Raw genomic sequence first — 15,215 nt, 5'->3', positions numbered from 1 at the left:
ATGTTGATTGGGTAGAGGGGAGCAATCACCAAGAGGGTGTGCCTCTTGGTGATTTGGGGAGTTAGGCTCGGGCTGATTGGTAGGTGCGATAGCCGCCGATTAGGTTACGGGCTTTGAAGCTAACTGGATATTTATCAAGACACCCATAGTAATTCATTAGGTTGCGGGCTTTGAAGCCGTATTTATCGAGACACCCATAGTAATTCAACGTAAAAATGTTGATTGGGTAGAGGGGAGCAATCACCAAGAGGGTGTGCCTCTTGGTGATTTGGGGAGTTAGGCTCGGGCTGATTGGTAGGTGCGATAGCCGCCGATTAGGTTACGGGCTTTGAAGCCGTTGTTGACTAATTGGCGGTAGGCGACGTTGCCGCGCAGGCCGACCTGGCAGTAGATGATGATCTCTTTATCTTTTGGCAACTCATTGAGGCGCTGTCTGAGTTGGTCAACAGGGATATTGATGGCGCCTTCGATGAAGCCGACGCTTTCTAGTTCATTTGGATTGCGCACATCGAGCAATACCTGATCGTCGCTGAGCTGATCGATTTGATCAAAGTGGATCGGCGTTGCATCACCCTGGAGGATGTTGTTGGCCACAAAGGCCGCTTGGTTAATCACATCCTTGGCGCTACCAAATGGTGGTGCGTAGGTCAGCTCAAGATGCTGAAGCTGTTCAACCGTCATTCCTGCGCGCTGCGCGACTGCCATTACATCGATGCGCTTATCAATGCCGTCTTTGCCGACGGCCTGTGCGCCGAGAATCTTGCCGCTTATTGGGTCAAACAGCATCTTGAACGAGACCGTTTCTGCGCCTGGATAATAGCTCGCATGGCTAGCAGTATGGACGTACACCTTTTCAAAAGGCGTTCCTGCGCTAATCAGTTGTTTCTCGTTTTTGCCGGTTGAGGCAACCGCAAGGTCAAACACCTTACAGATCGCGGTGCCTTGTGTGCCTTGGTAGTGCTCGTTGCGACCGAGCATATTATCCGCTGCCATCCGCCCTTGGCGATTGGCAGGACCTGCCAGCGGCACTAGGCTTTGCTCGCCAGTGACAAAATCTTGCTCTTCAATCGCATCGCCAACGGCGTAGATGTATGGATCGCTGGTCTGCATTCGGCTATCGGTTTTAATCCCGCCAAGCTCGCCGATCTCAAGTCCAGCGTCACGGGCAAGCTGAGTTTCTGGGCGCACACCAATTGCCATGATCAACAGGTCAGTAGTGAGCGACTCACCATTGTTGAGCGTCAGTGTTAGCTGCTGCGGTTCTTGATGGTAGTTGACGCCAGACAGGGCAGTACTCAGGCGCAGGTCAATGCCTTTGTCTCGGATCTCCTGATGAACCAATCCCGCCATCTCTCGATCGACCGGAGTCATCACTTGATCGGCCATCTCAAGTAACGTGGTTTGGATGCCCAGTTGATGGAAGGCTTCCATCATTTCGAGGCCAATGAAGCCGCCGCCCACGACTGTTGCGTGTTGAACATCTTGGTTTTTTAGGGTTGCGATAATGCGGTCCATATCGGGAATATTACGCAGCGAATGAGTCAGTGGGTTATCGATACCTGGGATCGGCGGTACGACAGGGGCTGCGCCAGGGCTAAGGAGCAGCAGATCATAGCTCTCGTTGTACTCCTCGCCACTAATAAGGTTTTTCACTGTGACAAATTTTTGCTTGCGATCGATATAGGTCACCTCACTGGTGACGCGCACGTCGACGTTGAATCGCGCCAGAAAACTCTCAGGTGTTTGAAGCAGGAGTTTGCTGCGCTCTTGGATATCGCCACCGATGTGGTATGGCAGACCACAGTTAGCAAAAGAGACGAACGGCGAGCGCTCGAACATAATAATTTCTGCCTCTTCACTTAATCTGCGTGCTCGTGCTGCCGCTGATGCACCGCCGGCGACACCACCAATAATTACGATTTTAGTCATAGGAAACCCCTTATCTCGGATCGCGGCACCACACCGCTCAAACTGGAATGGGTAAATCATAATCAGCTAAATTAGAAATATCTAATAAAAACTATACTAAATTTATAATTACTAAATTAGCATTGACTAAATTAGATGATGGCTTATCCTGTACAGTATTGAATCAATGATCGAGGTGAAACATGCAACTAGACGATAGTGAGTTGATGGCGATGCGTTCCAACGTCAATGAGGCCGCTGAGATGTTAAAGATTTTGGCGCACCCAGACAGGCTGCTGGTGCTGTGTCAGCTAACTCAGGGTGAGGTGGGCGTTGCTCAGTTGCAGAGTCAGTCGAACCTCAGTCAATCAGCGTTTTCTCAGCATTTGAGCGTGCTGCGTAAGCATCAGTTGATCAAAGCCCGCAAATCGGCCCAGCAGGTGTTCTATTCGCTCGCTGACCCACGTGTCGAGGCCTTGATCACCAGTTTTCACACCATTTTTTGTCACCAAGAGAAATAGATTATGAGTTTTTCGATCCCGTGGGCATCCTTGTTTGGCGGTATGTTATTAGGTGCTTCGGCATTGTTGTTGTTGCTGGTCAACGGAAAAATCGCCGGGATCAGTGGTATCGCGAGTCGCCTACTCGACTCGTCGGTCAGCGATAAGTCTTGGCGCGCCTTGTTTATTCTTGGCATGGTGATCGCTGGGGCGCTGAGCATCTCAGTCTTCGACGTTGTGGTGCCAGAGCAGCCAAGCGGCAACTGGATAAGTGTCTTGATCGCAGGTTTGCTGGTGGGCATTGGTACCCAGATTGGTAACGGGTGCACCAGCGGCCATGGTATCTGTGGTATTGGGCGCTTTTCGCTGCGCTCTTTGGTGGCGACTTTGGTGTTTATGAGCACTGCCATCATCACTGTTTTTGCTCGTCTGCACCTAGGAGGTTAATCATGAAGCAAGGTACTGTGACCTCATTAACTGCATTGGTAGCGGGCTTATTGTTCGGTTTTGGCATGTCGTTCTCGGGCATGGTCGACCCGCAAAAAGTGATAGGCTTTTTGGACCTCGCCGGTGAGTGGGACCCGAGCCTCGCGTTTGTGATGGGAGGAGCGCTTGCGGTGTTTATCCCAGGCTATCAGTGGTTGGTGAAACCACGCTCGAAACCGCTGGCAGGCGAGTCGTTCAGTGTGAGTTTAAAGACTGCAGTGGATAAGCCGCTTGTTGGTGGCGCGGTGCTGTTTGGTATTGGTTGGGGGATCACCGGAATTTGCCCTGGCCCTGCGATCACCAGTCTTTCATTCGGCAACCCACTGATTTGGCTGTTTGTCTTGGCAATGTTGGCCGGCTCGATGATTGTGACAAAAGTGCGAAATTAAATCAGTTATATTGCAAAAATCATACAAAAAGGGTAGCGCTTGCTACCCTTTTTTTGTTCTCTAATTATAACTCGACAAATATTAATTCAATTAATGTGGATTTTAATGCATTCTGAGGCTGCTTTATTGGTTGTTGTTTGCAATAAGCATCCACTTCTATACTGAAAGTTAGCGATCAAAACTCGCCTATTTGTATTATTAAAGGATAAAAAAGAGTCACTTTTTACCCAATCTACCCCTTTAGGGTAGTATTTATCGGTAATTGATTTACATCATAGGTAAATCCAGTTTCACAAATAACAATGTGCTCAGTTATGCAGTCCACCCTGCAATTTGAATATTTTCAGGAATCCGTATGAGCAAGATGAAGCTGGTTGTCATTGGTAATGGCATGGTCGGTCACCGATATCTCGAAGATTTGGTTGAAAAGACTGATGTATCCAACCTCGACATTACTGTTTTTTGTGAAGAGCCTCGCGTCGCTTATGACCGTGTCCACCTCTCTTCTTACTTTTCTCACCACACCGCACAAGAGCTCTCTTTAGTTAAAGAAGGTTTTTACGAGAAGCATGGCATCAATGTCCTGCTTGGCGAGCGTGCGATCAATGTTAACCGCGATAAGCGCACGGTTTACTCAAGTTCAGGTCGTGAAATCCAATACGACAAGCTGATCATGGCAACCGGCTCGTACCCATTTGTCCCGCCTATTCAGGGCCGCGAGAGCAAAGACTGTTTTGTTTATCGCACCATCGAAGATCTCAAAGCCATCGAGGCGAGCGCTAAGAAAAGCAAAGTCGGCGTGGTGATCGGTGGTGGCCTGCTAGGCCTTGAAGCAGCAGGTGCGCTGAAAGCCCTTGGGGTTGAGACGCACGTGGTTGAGTTTGCACCTAAGCTAATGGCTGAGCAGCTTGACCAAGCGGGTGGCGATCAACTTCGTCAAAAAATCGAAAGCATGGGCGTGAAGGTTCACACCAGCAAAAACACCCTAGAGATTGCGCCGGAAGGCAAGAACGCGCGTAACGTGATGCGTTTTGCTGATGGCACTGAGCTTGAGACTGACTTTATTGTTTTCTCTGCCGGTATTCGCCCGCAAGACAAGCTGGCGCGTCAGATGGATCTCGAGATTGGTGCGCGCGGCGGTATCGCGATCAACGATTTCGCCCAAACCTCGGATGAGAACATCTACGCCATCGGTGAGTGTGCCGCGTGGAATGACATGTTCTATGGCCTAGTCGCACCGGGTTACAAAATGGCAACTGTCGCCGTTGACCATCTACTGGGTAACGATAGCCAGTTTGAAGGTGCCGATATGTCGGCCAAGCTTAAGCTACTAGGTGTTAAAGTTGGCTCGATTGGTGATGCCAACGGCCGCACGCCAGGTTGCAAGAGCTATGTCTACCAAAACCAAGAGCAAGAGGTGTACAAGCGCCTGATTGTCTCTGAGGACAACAAGAAACTGCTTGGCGCAGTGATGGTCGGAGACACCTCTGACTATGGCGATCTTCTGCAATTGATGCTCAACGAAATCGACCTGCCAGAGCACCCAGACACCCTGATCTTGCCGGCACACGCGGGCGCTGAGAAGCCAACTCTAGGCGCGGATGCGCTGCCAGAGAGTGCAGTGATCTGTTCGTGTTTTGATGTCACTAAGGGCAAAGTCGCGCAAGCGGTCGCCGATGGGCACCATACAATTGCCGATATTAAAGCGGCCACGGGCGCAGGTACTGGCTGTGGCGGCTGTATCCCACTTGTGACATCAGTGCTCAATGCCGAACTCGCCAAATCGGGTATTGAAGTGAAAAACGATATCTGTGCCCACTTTGCCTACTCGCGCCAAGAGCTGTTCCACCTGATCCGCATTGAAGAGATCAAGACGTTCGAAGAGCTACTGGAAAAATACGGTCAGGGCTACGGCTGTGAGGTGTGTAAACCAACCGTGGGTTCAATTCTGGCTTCATGCTGGGGTGAGCATATCCTTAAGCCACAACTGGTTAAGCTGCACGACACCAACGATAACTTCCTTGGCAACATGCAAAAAGACGGCACCTACTCGGTGATCCCGCGCATGGCTGGTGGTGAAGTGACGCCACAGGCGCTCAAAGTGCTGGCTGACGTGGCGGCAGAATACAACCTCTACACCAAGGTAACGGGCGCGCAGCGTATTGGTTTGTTTGGCGCACAAAAAGATGACCTGCCAGCGATCTGGAAGAAATTGATCGCAGGTGGCTATGAGACCGGTCAAGCGTACGCCAAAGCGCTGCGCATGGCCAAGACCTGTGTTGGCTCGACTTGGTGTCGCTTTGGCGTTCAAGACTCGGTTGGCCTTGGTGTGACGATTGAGAATCGCTACAAAGGCATTCGTACGCCGCACAAGATGAAGTTTGGTGTCTCTGGTTGTACCCGTGAGTGTGCAGAAGCACAAGGTAAAGACCTAGGTATCATTGCCACCGACGCAGGCTGGAATATGTACGTGTGTGGTAACGGTGGTATGAAGCCACGCCACGCGGATCTGCTGGCAAGCGACCTAGATGAAGCCACTCTGATCAAGTACATCGACCGCTTTATGATGTTCTACATTCGCACCGCCGCGCCACTGCAGCGCACCTCGGTATGGCTTGAGAACATGGAAGGCGGTGTCGATTACCTGCGTGAAGTGATTGTGGAAGACAAGCTTGGAATCAACGCGCAACTAGAAGCCGATGTGGCGAAGTTGGTTGAAGCATTCCGCTGTGAGTGGGCTGAGACGGTCAATGACCCATCGCAGCACGCACGTTTCTCTCACTTCATCAACTCAGATAAACGTGATGACAACGTGGTGTTTGTCGATGAGCGTGCTCAGCACCGCCCAGCCACGTTCACTGAAAAACACCCACAAGCGAAGGGCGATATCCTTCACGTTGAAGTCACTGAGTAACCGCGGAGAAGTCATTATGGCATTTGAAAAAGTATGTGAAATCAAAGACATCGTCCCTGGTACGGGTGTGTGTGCCTTGATTAACGATCAGCAAGTGGCGGTGTTCCGTCCATCTGACGCCGAAGAGGTGTTTGCGATTAGTAATATGGACCCTTTCGCGCGCTCAAACGTGCTATCGCGTGGCCTGATCGGTGAGCATAACGGCGAGCTTTGGGTTGCTAGCCCACTGAAAAAGCAGCACTTCAACCTGGCAACAGGGGAGTGCATGGAAGATGCGCGCTTTAACGTTAAGGCGTTTGAGGCTCGCGTTGTGAATGGCGCGGTAGAGGTGGCAGGCTAAGCCCGCATTACCTCTTAAGAGTCAATAGATTAAAGGCTCCTGCTTTGCCTTGCAGGGTAGCGACAGTGGGAGCCTTTCCCTATTCACTTTTAAATTTTCAACTTTTACACTTTATGGAGAGACAATGATGTCTGATTTTAAACCCGCAGAATTCGTGCAAACGATGATAAACGTCGGTGAAGCAAAAACCAAAACTCACACGCGTGATCTGCTAATTCGTGGCTTTATGGCCGGACTTATCCTATCACTTGCAGTAGTCTTGGCTCTAACAACCATCACCCAAACAGGTCTTGGTGTAGTTGGCGCAATGGTGTTCCCAGTCGGCTTTGTGATCTTAAGTATCATGGGTTACGACCTGGTTACTGGTGTGTTTGGTCTTGCGCCACTGGCAAAATTTGAAAATCGCCCTGGCATTACTTGGGGGCGTGTCCTGCGCTGTTGGGGCCTGGTTGGTTTGGGTAACCTTGTAGGCTCAATCTTTATCGCCTACATCATTGCACTCTCGATGACCAACAACTTCACAACTGATGGCGGCGCAGTGGCGAAAACCATCATCAACGCATCAACAGCGCGCTCTGCTGGCTTCGAGGAGCTTGGCGTGAACGGCTGGATCACCTGTTTTGTGCGCGGCATTCTGTGTAACCTTATGGTTTGTTTGGGTGTGATTGGTAACATGACTGCGCGCCGCCTAAGTGGCCGTATCGCCGCGATGTGGTTCCCAATCTTTATCTTCTTCGCGCTTGTATTTGAGCACGCGGTGGTCAACATGTTCCTATTCCCACTGGGCATGATGCTTGGCGCTGACTTTGGCATTGCGACTTGGTTGAATTTCAACCTGATCCCAACGATTCTAGGTAACATCGTCGGTGGTCTGGTCTTTACTTGTATCCCACTTTACCTAACTCACGCAAAAACGGCTCCATCGCTTGATGAGCAAGAGCAAAACGTTGCTGCAACCCCAGCGTTTGACGCTAAATAAATCGATTCAGCCTCGCCTTAGGCGGGGCTGATTAACGATAACAAGTGGCAATTATCTGCCAAGAGTGAACGCAGAGATTGTCACTTCTTATCGTTAATTTTCTTAGAGTTGTTTCTATGTCTACAATCCCAGTTAACGCAAATCACGGTGGATTTGTTTCTTTGGTCGGAGCCGGCCCTGGCGACCCTGATTTGCTCACTGTAAAAGGGTTGAAGGTGATACAAGCCGCGCAGGTTGTGGTGTATGACCGCCTTGTTTCACAAGATATCCTCGATCTAGCCAATGCGGATGCCGAGATGATCTACGTCGGTAAACAGCTCGATTTTCACTGTGTTCCTCAAGAATTAATCAACCAAATCTTGGTTGAAAAAGCCCAGCAAGGTAAGCGTGTGGTACGCCTGAAAGGCGGTGACTCGTTTATCTTCGGCCGTGGCGGTGAAGAGCTAGAAGAGCTTGCCGAACACAACATCCCCTTTGAGGTTGTACCGGGCATTACTGCCGCAGCAGGCGCCACTTCCTACGCGGGCATTCCACTCACTCACCGCGATCACGCCCAAAGCGTGCAATTTATCACTGGCCATATTCAAAAAGATGGCAAACAGATCCACTGGCCATCGCTAGCGCAAGACAACAACACTTTAGTGTTCTACATGGGCCTCAAGCAGTGTCGTAATATTCAAACCAATTTGCTTGAGCATGGGTTAGATGCCTCGACGTCGTGCGCGATTATTGAAAACGGGACGCGTAAAGAGCAGCGAGTGTTTACGGGCGAGCTATCACAATTGGCAGACTTGGCGGAGCAGGCGCAAAGTCCGGCGTTGATTGTGGTGGGGAGTGTGACTTCTTTGCATGATAAGTTGCGTTGGTTTAACCGCTAGTTAGAGAGAAGATAAAAATCTGAGCAGTCCTGATATCGATGTGGCCCCGTTGTTCTTGCGCGGTGCTATGGCAAAGGTATCATTCGCTTCACAATATACTCTGAGATGAGTATAGTTCAGACCGTGGAAAGGGATAGCTACGGTGGAAATCGTGGGTACTAGCTAGGCAGGCGTGGACAGAATAGTCAAATAGTTAGTAAGCAGAAAAGGTAAATACTATTGAGATAATTAACTCAGTCTAACAGTTATTTACCACGTGTACTGCGATAATGGATAAATACTCAATCTTTAAAGCTTATGATAAATATGTGGAACAATTTTAAATCAATGCCCTTTCTCATGAAATTAATGGTGCTTCATGGACTTCTGTTTTTTATTGGCATAATTGGGGTTTTATATCCTTATAGCAACTTTACCATCAATGGTGTAAGTGTCTCATATGAAGAATGGTGGTCATCTGGCTCAGCAATTGAGTATATTATATTTTCCTTCAGTATTGGCATGGGAGCATTAAGTCTTCTAAGAAAAATAAAATATGCGCGAGCAATTTACTTTGGGGTACTTGCTGCCAGTTTTGCACCAAGCATATTAGTTAAGTTAGAATCACTGAAAATAATCGATTTAATATTGGGCGAGGTAATGACATTAGGTTTGCTTTATTGGTATCTCTTCCATAAAAAAACAGTTCAAAGATACTTTTAAGTTAGTAGTCTTTAGTAAAGTGATAAAAACTCTCTGGTATAAAAGCAATTATAAGTAAGCTGAATTATGGCTGTATAGATAGTCTTGTATTTATGCTCGTTAACTAATGAGAGACATCTTTGTAGTAGTACTTGCGTGCAAGCGCGTAATGCCATTGTGTTTTTTTATCGAGCTGTACTTTAGAGAGAGTTCGAGGAGCGACTTGTCCCTCTAATTAAGTGGGATTGTAAGATACCAGAACTTCTAAATCGTGAGGAAGTGAAGGCCATCACCTTAAAGGTCAACTAGGAGCGTTGATGGTTCGACATACATGGGGCAGAAACCTAAGCCAACACACTTATGTACAATGCTTAATCCCAAGCGGTGTATTGACCGAAGATAAAGCATGGCTGCCTACGAGAAGAGAGGGTTATCTATTCCCTGTAAAGTCTCTCTCAGTTCGCTTTAAAAGAGAAATGAAGCAGCATGTTCAACAGGTGATAGATGCTCACGAAAACATACTCTTAGAAGGGAACAGCAAAGCATCAGAGAGAGCCCTCACGAAGTCCAAGAAGTAATGAAGGAAAAACCGAGCTGTCCCAACTGCAAAAGCCGATTTGTGGTTTTGATAAGAATAGCGGTGCGGCCGCGAGTCGTTGCTGAAAAAGAACCACTGAGCTAGTTGGCTGTTAACAATACGAAAAATCGCAGTTCAAGTGTGAGGGTAGAGGTATCGTTCGCTTCAAAAATGGCTATGCAACAAGTATAGTGAGGATTATGGAAACGGGTGGCTATGGTTGAAATGGTGGATGCTAGTGAAGCTTGCTTGGATAGAATCGCCATAAAAGGATAATGAGCGATAAAAAGCGAAATCCATAGAAAGAAGCGGCTCAGTCCAACAGGCATTTATCGAGTGTGCTGCGACAATGGATAAATGCTTAAGCGTTATTTGAAAAATGAAGGATAAAAGAATGGAATCTGAAATTAAGCACCCATCAGTGATTTTTGTAACTTTACTGTTGTGTTTCGCATCAATTTGCTGGGCTACCTTGCTATTTGCAATCGAGTATATTTTAGGAACTGAATTACAAAGTACAGGTTTTCTTAGTACTCTAATCCCTGCATTAAGTGTGGGATATTATGTTGGTTACAAGTCAGGTGATATGATGCCTTCGAAAACTAGATGGTATGCAGTTACTCTTTGGTTTATAGCAAGCTTGATAGTTTTTAGTCTTATTTTGATAGCTATGGATATCTCACCGATAGAGCTAGTTACAGAGTTTGGTTGGATAACTCTTGTAATGGCAATAGTCCTTTTGGTCACGATTTGTATAGCCTATCTTGTATTGAAAAGTGGCGAAAAAATGGCAATTAAAATGTTGCTTAAGGCCAAGCAAGGTTAACAGCCTAAACATAACAAGCGCTTCAACCTGACTGCCAACCTATGGCAATTCTGGTTCGGTTGGGCTTTTGTGATAACGGTGGCCAACGTGAGTTCGGCACAGTTGGCAGCAAGTTAAGCGGGCGTTATAAGCCACTATAAATTTGAGGTTTAATGCTATGAAAGACAATGTGAGCAAAGGTGCCGTGATTACAGCTCAAACTGGCTGGGATGAAGCTTTTCTGATTGGTACTGAAGAAGACCTTCTATCTTTCGCACAAGCTATCATAAGTTCTGTTGAGTCCGCACAAAAAGATGATTTTTTCGGTGAGCCAGTTAAAACAAGTAATCTTGTTTATAGTAAGTTAGCATCTTATAGCGAGGTCCAATTTGATTGGTTAGTAGTAACTGATTCAAATGAACAAACGCTGGAAATCGCCCATAAAGTGGAAGGCTTATAACAAGTTGTTCAAATGGACGCGTAGAGTTCGGCAAATTTTGCTAGAAGTTCGGGTTGTTGTGGCAAGCTACAGTAAACGCCATTTAACAAAGCGTTAGGCTTCTCAAGCTATCTACATTACGAATACTCATTATCTCACGGTTTATTACTTTTTCAATAAATTACAGATATTTAGCTTGTTTGCTTTGGTTACTCTGCATCTTGTGGCATTATTGATTGTTTGATGCTTTTAAGGAAAGTAGTAATGAAATCAATATTTAATTTTGAATCGATGTTAACCCCTAAACTAGTAACTGCGCTGTACTGGCTACTACTATTCATAGCCGTTGTATCTGGCATCGGAACTATGTTTAGTGGCTATGGTGGCGTTACATTTGAAACATTTGTTCTTGGTTTATTGACCATTTTGGGCGGTTCAATTGGTGCAAGAATCTGGTGTGAGCTAATGATAGTTATTTTTAAGATTAATGAAAATCTGCAAGTGCTGAAAGACTCCAAAATAACCCCAGATGCCTAACAAGGCGCTTAACAGTGACCCCAAACGATAGGCACTTTCACTGTGTGAAATTTTATGCCATGGTTTGGGGCACGTTAGCCACCAAGAGGGAAATATGGATTTTGAATTAGATTTAGCTCCTTCAGATGAGAGCATCAATGAAATTAGAAATGGATTGGTTGAGCACAACACTCCTTATCTGGGTGAAGTAAATCATCATAGTGTGGCATTCTTTGTCAAACAGGATGGAAAGAAAGTCGGTGGTATTACAGCAGAAATTCTTGGTGATTGGCTTCTCATTAAATTTTTATGGGTAGATAAATCGATTCGAGGTGTTGGTGCTGGTAGCAAGTTATTAAGCAAACTGGAAGTGCACGCCAAAGAGCAAGGTTGCCATTCATCGATGGTTGATACATTTAGTTTTCAAGCTAGACCGTTTTATGAAAAGCGGGGCTATGTATGTCACATGACACTAGAAAACTACCCTGTTGAGCATGCACGGCACTTTTTTACAAAGAAGTTGAGTTGAGCGGCTAACAAACTGTTCAAGCAAACCAAAAACGCTCGGCTTTTTCGCTGTGGCGAAGTGTATGCCAAGGTTTTTGGCTACTTAACAGGGCGTTAGGACTACTTGTGAAGATATGCGCTTTGTATAAGTTATTGAGATAGGTAGGGTATGAAAATATTGAAGGGTGTTGTTTCTAAGTTAAGAAATACCGTGGAAATCAGTGGCGGAGGTCGCGATAGTAGTGTATCAACTACTCATGTAATGATATTTCAGTTGGATGGGCAGCCAGTAAAGATTAAATCGAGTGAAGTTGTATTAATTGACGAAAGTGATAATGTAGCTGTTGCTGGCAAGGTAAACGATGGAGTCTTTCATGCCTATGCATATATAAATAATACGACAGGTGTATCAGGCAATATAGGTATGGGGATTCACTACATATTTGGATTGATTTTTCCTATTGTAGGGGCATTTGTAATCAGTGAGTTTTCAGACCCATTTTTTGGTGCTCTGCCCAAACTTATAGGGGCTGTTTTTATTGGGGGCGGGCTGTATATGTTTTATAAAGGGACTCAAATATCAAATGCATCCAAATTATTGTTTTCAAGACGATCGTCCTAACACATATGTGCCTAACTCCCGTCAATAGGCAATAGCTCTCTTTTAGCTGCTTCAACAGCCAAATTAGTCGAACAGCAAAGTAATCTACTTCGCTCTGTCATTTCGGCCGTTAATCGTTGCTTACGGCAAACACATATAGAGGGTCTCTTACTGCGGTCTAACCACCGCCTACCAACTAGGTAGGGCCAGACTAGGCGTCCCCCACGACATTCATCGGTTAACCCAGGAAGGCGCTATTCAAAGAAAATGGCTAGCTAATGCTTCCAGTTATTGTTAGGCTCAGCCCTGGTGTAAACAACTTTGCTGTTCGTTGTGGTGCGCAATAATGGGGAGGCTAATCAAAGCAATTGGGCTTGGACAACGCTTGGCACAGCAAGCCGCTTTTAGAGTTGCAACTCATGGCATCAGGCGTGCAGCGTGCTCTTACTCAGCACCAGTTAGACGTTCAGCTCACCCCATCGTGCGACTTACTCGGGTAAAAAACGCTGTTCATCGAATACGGTTTTGTTCCTCAACATAAAATAGACGCAGCGTCCTAATTTGTGAGCCAGTGCCGATAGAGCTTTAGCTTTGCTCATGCGCTTTTGCAGTCGGTTGATGTAACGCCGAGCTTTGTTATTACCGCGTAGGTATAGAACGGCCGCTCCCGAGAACGCCCACTTCAGGTGCGCGTTGCCTATCTTGTTGCCGCTGGTGCTGTAGACTTTGCCCGCCGATTCTGCCTTGCATTTTACCAGACGTGAATAGGAGGCGAACTGCTGTACGGTTGGGAAGCGTCGGATGGTTCCGATTTCATACAAAATAGTCAGCGCAAGGATCCGGCCAATACCTGGGATGGTTTGCAGCAGCTGATAGTCTTGAGGGTTGTGCTGTTTGGCGTTTTGCTCGATGAAGTGCTCAACACTGGCGAGCTCCTTGGTATAGAAGGCGACGATATTGAGGTCGATATCGAGGTTGCGGTTAATCGCTGGCTCAGGAAATTCCCGATATCGGTCGCGAACTTCTTCTCTCGCATGGGGGTAGCGTAACTGCAGTCGATGAGAGGGCAGGTTGTACTGGCTGAAGGTATTGGATACATGCGCTTTGAGATCAGCACCGTGGCGTATTATCTTGTTTCTTCGTCGCAGTAAGTCTCGAGAGGCACGCATGGTCTTGGGGTAGACATAGGCGATGGGAAAATTGCCGCCCCTGAGCAAAGCGGCAATTTCAAACGCATCAATCTTGTCGCTTTTGGCTTTCCCGCCGCGGATGGCTTTCATATATAGGGCATGGCCGAGGACAAAATCAAACGCGTAATCGAAACACATATCGCTCACCCAATACCAGCAGTGCATGCATTCGACCCCGACGACAATTTTATCCTGATAGGGCACGAGGAGGTCGAGGAGTTCATCCCGGTTAGCATTGATCTTTTGGTGAACGACTTTATTGCCGTGAGAGTCAAGAATACAGACATAAAGAATCCGCGCATGGAGATCGATGCCACAGTAATAGTCATGCTGTTGGTTATAAAATCTCATAGAGTCTTCTTCGGTATTGCGTTGCCCACACCTTAATAGGGCGTAAAGGAACAAACTGGTATTAAAGTGTTAATATTCAACTGTTTGAATTGTGCCACGTTGCATTTATTGGCTTTGGTTTAGAATTACCTTTCCGAAAATAATGTACAAGAGGATAAAATGTCCATTCCATCAATGACCTGTAACCATGTTCAAGTTTTGAAAGCGTATTTAGCAACTACACCGCATACGCTTGAAGCAAAGCCAAATGGTCAAAACAAGTATACTTTTCCAGATGGCTTAGTTGTAAATTTATATGATACGACTGGTAAAGTGGTTTTTCAGGGAAGTGTCGCAACTAGCCAGTTTGGACAGCAGATTGTTCAAATGGTCAACCAAATTAACGTTCCTACGTTTGAGAGTTAACCCGATCTGTTAGACAGTTACTTAACAATCTGTTTAAGAGTGATTCGCAACGCTTGGCATTTTTGCTATGCGTTGCGTTTTGTGTTCAAGGTGGAATGCGGGAGCCTCGGTATTGCGTTGCTCACACTTTAACAGGGCGTTATACATCCGAGTACCCATGCCTAATGCGCCCTCAATGTGTTTTATCCGCCAAACTTAGTTTGTAAATATCGGCCCAATGTACTTAGAGTTACTGAAATCGCAGCTCGAATACCATCGTTTTTCCATGTGTCGATAGGGTTTTTAGCCCTATTTATACCTTTTGCTGTCAATTTCAAGCCATGTATTGGAAGGTTTTCGATTGAAGAATCAGCTGTAACTAAGCCATCTTCATACAAGGAATTTAACGCGTCAAAGAAAATTTCGCGTTTTGCTCGACCTTCGGTTGAATAATAGTCGCTAATATCAAAACTTGTCTCAGAGCCAGTAAATTTACGTTCATATGAAGGAATGAACGCTACCTCTTCTAAGTGTTTAAGGATGGCTTCTCTAGCTTGATGATGTGTTTTCTTGAGGTTGTTAGGCATAAAGTTCTCATATGTTTCTATAGTCTACTCTATGGGGTATAAAACTATGAGTTTCAAGTCATTGTCTAGAATATTTTGATGTATAACACATATGAGCCCCAAGCCTGTCAATAGACAATAGCTATCCTTGGCTGCGTTAGCAGCCAACATAATCGAACAACAAAGCTGACTATTTCGCTCTGT

17 protein-coding genes and 1 pseudogene are annotated in these 15,215 nt (G+C 46.4%); 15 read left to right on the top strand and 3 right to left on the bottom strand.

Going from position 1 to position 15,215, the window contains the following annotated elements:
* Nucleotides 1-276: 276 nt before the first annotated feature.
* Complete coding sequence (locus ACSTTG_RS12370; RefSeq protein WP_438475016.1) at nucleotides 277-1,929, bottom strand: FAD-dependent oxidoreductase; 1,653 nt, start codon at nucleotides 1,927-1,929, stop codon at nucleotides 277-279.
* 182 nt (nucleotides 1,930-2,111) lie between these two features.
* Here ACSTTG_RS12370 and ACSTTG_RS12365 point away from each other — a divergent pair, with 182 nt between their 5' ends.
* The 14 genes and pseudogenes from ACSTTG_RS12365 to ACSTTG_RS12300 all read left to right on the top strand — a co-directional run bounded on the left by ACSTTG_RS12365 (nucleotide 2,112) and on the right by ACSTTG_RS12300 (nucleotide 12,541).
* The gene (locus ACSTTG_RS12365) at nucleotides 2,112-2,429 is read left to right on the top strand and encodes an ArsR/SmtB family transcription factor (RefSeq protein WP_438456830.1); all 318 of its coding nucleotides are present in this window, start codon (nucleotides 2,112-2,114) and stop codon (nucleotides 2,427-2,429) included.
* A gap of 3 nt (nucleotides 2,430-2,432) precedes the next feature.
* Nucleotides 2,433-2,855 (top strand): YeeE/YedE family protein, encoded by a 423-nt coding sequence (locus ACSTTG_RS12360; protein ID WP_438475015.1) that lies wholly within the window; start codon nucleotides 2,433-2,435, stop codon nucleotides 2,853-2,855.
* Nucleotides 2,856-2,857: 2 nt separating this feature from the next.
* Nucleotides 2,858-3,283 (top strand): DUF6691 family protein, encoded by a 426-nt coding sequence (locus ACSTTG_RS12355; protein WP_438475014.1) that lies wholly within the window; start codon nucleotides 2,858-2,860, stop codon nucleotides 3,281-3,283.
* Nucleotides 3,284-3,638: 355 nt separating this feature from the next.
* The gene (gene nirB / locus ACSTTG_RS12350) at nucleotides 3,639-6,197 is read left to right on the top strand and encodes a nitrite reductase large subunit NirB (RefSeq protein ID WP_438475013.1); all 2,559 of its coding nucleotides are present in this window, start codon (nucleotides 3,639-3,641) and stop codon (nucleotides 6,195-6,197) included.
* Nucleotides 6,198-6,213: 16 nt separating this feature from the next.
* Nucleotides 6,214-6,537 (top strand): nitrite reductase small subunit NirD, encoded by a 324-nt coding sequence (gene nirD, locus ACSTTG_RS12345; RefSeq protein ID WP_438475012.1) that lies wholly within the window; start codon nucleotides 6,214-6,216, stop codon nucleotides 6,535-6,537.
* Nucleotides 6,538-6,661: 124 nt separating this feature from the next.
* Nucleotides 6,662-7,516: a formate/nitrite transporter family protein gene (locus tag ACSTTG_RS12340; protein WP_438475011.1), complete on the top strand. Its 855-nt coding sequence runs from the start codon at nucleotides 6,662-6,664 to the stop codon at nucleotides 7,514-7,516.
* A 116-nt stretch (nucleotides 7,517-7,632) separates the two neighbouring features.
* The gene (gene cobA / locus ACSTTG_RS12335; RefSeq protein WP_438475010.1) at nucleotides 7,633-8,394 is read left to right on the top strand and encodes a uroporphyrinogen-III C-methyltransferase; all 762 of its coding nucleotides are present in this window, start codon (nucleotides 7,633-7,635) and stop codon (nucleotides 8,392-8,394) included.
* Between the two features lie 339 nt (nucleotides 8,395-8,733).
* The gene (locus tag ACSTTG_RS12330) at nucleotides 8,734-9,096 is read left to right on the top strand and encodes a hypothetical protein (protein ID WP_438456837.1); all 363 of its coding nucleotides are present in this window, start codon (nucleotides 8,734-8,736) and stop codon (nucleotides 9,094-9,096) included.
* A 266-nt stretch (nucleotides 9,097-9,362) separates the two neighbouring features.
* Nucleotides 9,363-9,757: pseudogene (locus ACSTTG_RS12325) on the top strand (transposase); the annotation flags it as partial.
* Between the two features lie 289 nt (nucleotides 9,758-10,046).
* The gene (locus ACSTTG_RS12320) at nucleotides 10,047-10,478 is read left to right on the top strand and encodes an ABZJ_00895 family protein (protein WP_438475009.1); all 432 of its coding nucleotides are present in this window, start codon (nucleotides 10,047-10,049) and stop codon (nucleotides 10,476-10,478) included.
* A 157-nt stretch (nucleotides 10,479-10,635) separates the two neighbouring features.
* The gene (locus tag ACSTTG_RS12315) at nucleotides 10,636-10,917 is read left to right on the top strand and encodes a hypothetical protein (RefSeq protein ID WP_438475008.1); all 282 of its coding nucleotides are present in this window, start codon (nucleotides 10,636-10,638) and stop codon (nucleotides 10,915-10,917) included.
* A gap of 243 nt (nucleotides 10,918-11,160) precedes the next feature.
* On the top strand, nucleotides 11,161-11,433 hold the full coding sequence (locus tag ACSTTG_RS12310) for a DUF4282 domain-containing protein (protein WP_438475007.1): 273 nt from the start codon (nucleotides 11,161-11,163) through the stop codon (nucleotides 11,431-11,433).
* A gap of 94 nt (nucleotides 11,434-11,527) precedes the next feature.
* Complete coding sequence (locus tag ACSTTG_RS12305; RefSeq protein WP_438475006.1) at nucleotides 11,528-11,941, top strand: GNAT family N-acetyltransferase; 414 nt, start codon at nucleotides 11,528-11,530, stop codon at nucleotides 11,939-11,941.
* 147 nt (nucleotides 11,942-12,088) lie between these two features.
* Complete coding sequence (locus ACSTTG_RS12300) at nucleotides 12,089-12,541, top strand: hypothetical protein (RefSeq protein ID WP_438475005.1); 453 nt, start codon at nucleotides 12,089-12,091, stop codon at nucleotides 12,539-12,541.
* Nucleotides 12,542-13,008: 467 nt separating this feature from the next.
* On the opposite strand, the gene ACSTTG_RS12295 is transcribed toward ACSTTG_RS12300, so the two are convergent.
* Nucleotides 13,009-14,061, bottom strand: coding sequence for an IS110 family RNA-guided transposase (locus tag ACSTTG_RS12295; RefSeq protein WP_438475004.1), 1,053 nt, complete (start codon nucleotides 14,059-14,061; stop codon nucleotides 13,009-13,011).
* A 159-nt stretch (nucleotides 14,062-14,220) separates the two neighbouring features.
* Between ACSTTG_RS12295 and ACSTTG_RS12290 the strand changes: the two genes are divergently transcribed.
* Nucleotides 14,221-14,466, top strand: a complete 246-nt coding sequence (locus ACSTTG_RS12290) for a hypothetical protein (RefSeq protein ID WP_438475003.1) — start codon at nucleotides 14,221-14,223, stop codon at nucleotides 14,464-14,466.
* Between the two features lie 182 nt (nucleotides 14,467-14,648).
* On the opposite strand, the gene ACSTTG_RS12285 is transcribed toward ACSTTG_RS12290, so the two are convergent.
* Complete coding sequence (locus tag ACSTTG_RS12285) at nucleotides 14,649-15,032, bottom strand: hypothetical protein (RefSeq protein ID WP_438475002.1); 384 nt, start codon at nucleotides 15,030-15,032, stop codon at nucleotides 14,649-14,651.
* Nucleotides 15,033-15,215 lie beyond the last annotated feature (183 nt).

The sequence above is a fragment of the Vibrio glycogenivorans genome (genome assembly GCF_051660965.1).
Taxonomy (GTDB): domain Bacteria; phylum Pseudomonadota; class Gammaproteobacteria; order Enterobacterales; family Vibrionaceae; genus Vibrio.
The sequence above is the reverse complement of the archived record's forward strand: the minus strand, read 5'-3'. Positions and strand labels throughout refer to the sequence as shown.

Bases quoted from the DNA above. Each gene is read 5' to 3' on its own strand.
- ACSTTG_RS12365 (WP_438456830.1), top strand. From the start codon at position 2,112: ATGCAACTAGACGATAGTGAGTTGATGGCGATGCGTTCCAACGTCAAT.
- ACSTTG_RS12315 (WP_438475008.1), top strand. From the start codon at position 10,636: ATGAAAGACAATGTGAGCAAAGGTGCCGTGATTACAGCTCAAACTGGC.
- ACSTTG_RS12290 (WP_438475003.1), top strand. From the start codon at position 14,221: ATGTCCATTCCATCAATGACCTGTAACCATGTTCAAGTTTTGAAAGCG.
- ACSTTG_RS12295 (WP_438475004.1), bottom strand. From the start codon at position 14,061: ATGAGATTTTATAACCAACAGCATGACTATTACTGTGGCATCGATCTC.
- ACSTTG_RS12310 (WP_438475007.1), top strand. From the start codon at position 11,161: ATGAAATCAATATTTAATTTTGAATCGATGTTAACCCCTAAACTAGTA.
- nirB (WP_438475013.1), top strand. From the start codon at position 3,639: ATGAGCAAGATGAAGCTGGTTGTCATTGGTAATGGCATGGTCGGTCAC.
- nirD (WP_438475012.1), top strand. From the start codon at position 6,214: ATGGCATTTGAAAAAGTATGTGAAATCAAAGACATCGTCCCTGGTACG.
- ACSTTG_RS12340 (WP_438475011.1), top strand. From the start codon at position 6,662: ATGATGTCTGATTTTAAACCCGCAGAATTCGTGCAAACGATGATAAAC.
- ACSTTG_RS12300 (WP_438475005.1), top strand. From the start codon at position 12,089: ATGAAAATATTGAAGGGTGTTGTTTCTAAGTTAAGAAATACCGTGGAA.
- ACSTTG_RS12370 (WP_438475016.1), bottom strand. From the start codon at position 1,929: ATGACTAAAATCGTAATTATTGGTGGTGTCGCCGGCGGTGCATCAGCG.
- ACSTTG_RS12355 (WP_438475014.1), top strand. From the start codon at position 2,858: ATGAAGCAAGGTACTGTGACCTCATTAACTGCATTGGTAGCGGGCTTA.
- ACSTTG_RS12320 (WP_438475009.1), top strand. From the start codon at position 10,047: ATGGAATCTGAAATTAAGCACCCATCAGTGATTTTTGTAACTTTACTG.
- cobA (WP_438475010.1), top strand. From the start codon at position 7,633: ATGTCTACAATCCCAGTTAACGCAAATCACGGTGGATTTGTTTCTTTG.
- ACSTTG_RS12360 (WP_438475015.1), top strand. From the start codon at position 2,433: ATGAGTTTTTCGATCCCGTGGGCATCCTTGTTTGGCGGTATGTTATTA.
- ACSTTG_RS12330 (WP_438456837.1), top strand. From the start codon at position 8,734: ATGAAATTAATGGTGCTTCATGGACTTCTGTTTTTTATTGGCATAATT.
- ACSTTG_RS12285 (WP_438475002.1), bottom strand. From the start codon at position 15,032: ATGCCTAACAACCTCAAGAAAACACATCATCAAGCTAGAGAAGCCATC.
- ACSTTG_RS12305 (WP_438475006.1), top strand. From the start codon at position 11,528: ATGGATTTTGAATTAGATTTAGCTCCTTCAGATGAGAGCATCAATGAA.